Genomic DNA, 2,105 nt, shown 5'->3' with positions numbered 1-2,105 from the left:
AGATATCAAGGGGGAATCAATGAGGAAAAAACTTAAAAATAAATAGTAAATTTAACCACAGTAGAATCGATTTTGCGCACTTAGTTTGCTATGCTCACTTTCATCCGGCGCACGTGGTTCACTATGGCCGGCTCATCCACTTAAGAAGTATTAGTATTAAACATTTGCAAAAATCTGAGGGATGAAGAGGCGTGGAATATAGAGTTTAGAAAAAATTAAAATTTTATACATAGCTAGTAGACTATGAATGCAACACAAATACGTAAGGTTTGTATAACAGCCTGTGAAACTTATTCTCAATTTCTAACGGATAAAGGAGGTGGCGTCTTTAAGATATCGGTTAATCACATTGAGCTTGTAGGTAAAGATAAGTTTAAGTTAGTGATACAAGGTAAAATTTTTGATGAAGAAACTTTAGTATTTAAACATATTGCTTCTAACAAAGAATGGGACATAGGTGGGATTAAGATACAAGTATACGATAGAGATAAAAATTTGGTAGTCATTAAACCCAACACAGAATCTTATCAATTTTTTGCTGAAAATCAACCCAGGGATTGGGAAATTCTATCTGATATGAAGTTCTTAATAGAACGCGTTGAGAAATGGTATGAAATCAATGGAGCTTCCTTAAAATTACCCCATAAAAAACCAGTAATTTCAGCCCCTTCAAATTCATTTTTCTTTACAGATCTACATTTACCTTCTTCAGAACAACAGGAAGCCTTAAACCTAATTTTTAATATTCCTTTTTCCTATATCTGGGGTGCTCCGGGTACAGGGAAAACTCAATACGTTTTAAGTTATGCTATTTTAAATTATTTAAAGCATAACAAAAAAGTGGCAATTGTTGCTCCTACCAATCACGCTCTGGAGCAAATCTTTAGAGGCGTTATTAAAATGACTGATAAGGCAGGTATTTCTAGGGATGCAATTATACGGCTGGGTGGTCCTTCTAAAAAGTTTGCAGATGAATTCCCGGAAGTTTGTGAGATTATAGGACTTGAAAATGAATTAAAGAAGCTTAGACAACAGATCGCTGTACTCCAAAATGTTCTGGGTATTGATGAGCAATCCAATAGTATCAAAGTTTTTAGAAAAGCACTTGAAGATATTAAGCTGTTTCAAAAGCAGAATGAACACATACTAGCAGAGGAAGATAAACTACAACATAAAAAGAGTGCAATTAAGCGCCTGCAAAGTCAGGAAATAGAATGTACACTAAACATTCAGGAAGCCCAATTAGAGCGTGAACGGTTGAACAAGAAAAAAAGCTCAACATTAGTAGCAGTTACATCTTTCTTTGGAAAAAGTAAGAACTATCAGGAGTTAATAGATGCTACCATCCGAAAAGAAGCAGACCAGACTATTCGTAAAAATGAGGTTGGTTCTAATCTGGAGGAACTCACACACGAGATTAGAATAGCGGAAGAACAGGTACTGCAGAAAAAGCAGGATACCGAGCGCATACTCCGTAGTATCAAGAATGCAATTCAAACTGTTGATAAGTTTAAACTAACTCAAGTAATTGCTAGCGGACTAAATCAATTGGAAGAAAATCTGACTGCATATATTAAAGAAGTTAGTGATTCCCAACCTGTTTATGAATCTATTGCTACAGAATATAAAACACAAACTAAAGATGAACTTTTTTTAAAATTAGATATTTTAAAGAAAGAAGAAGAGCGCTTAATGAATTATAGTACGGAAGAGCGTTTAAAGAATGTATCTATAATAGGCGCTACTCTGGATACCTATCTATATCGGTTTACTGATGATAAATTAGGCGTTGACCATATATTTCTTGATGAGGCAGGTTATTCCAATGTTATAAAAGCGCAAACCCTTTTTAATCAGGATGTGCCAGTAACTTTTTTAGGAGATCATATGCAGCTGCCTCCTGTATGTGAAATATCACAACGCGATATCCAACAGAATGAAGACTATCGGGAAGTATTGGTCTGGGTGCAAAAAACGGTCATAGTATACCACCCTGGCCGGGTTAAAGTGAGCCACCCTGGCCGGATCAAAGTGAACCACTTTAGCCGGAGTAAAGTGAACCACTAAAAAATCGATTCTATTTGTAAGAAGCCAAATGTCTTTTT

The 2,105-nt window shown here is 35.5% G+C and carries 1 protein-coding gene; it reads left to right on the top strand.

Annotated features, from left to right (window positions below; genetic code table 11):
- The first annotated feature begins 243 nt into the window (after positions 1–243).
- Positions 244–2,067 (top strand): AAA domain-containing protein, encoded by a 1,824-nt coding sequence (locus AC13DP_RS00030; RefSeq protein WP_483067072.1) that lies wholly within the window; start codon positions 244–246, stop codon positions 2,065–2,067.
- Positions 2,068–2,105 lie beyond the last annotated feature (38 nt).

Source organism: Zunongwangia sp. L-65 (assembly GCF_056859415.1).
Note: the sequence above shows the minus strand (reverse complement) of the source record. Positions and strands in the feature narration are given on the sequence as shown.

Bases quoted from the DNA above. Each gene is read 5' to 3' on its own strand.
- AC13DP_RS00030 (WP_483067072.1), top strand. From the start codon at position 244: ATGAATGCAACACAAATACGTAAGGTTTGTATAACAGCCTGTGAAACT.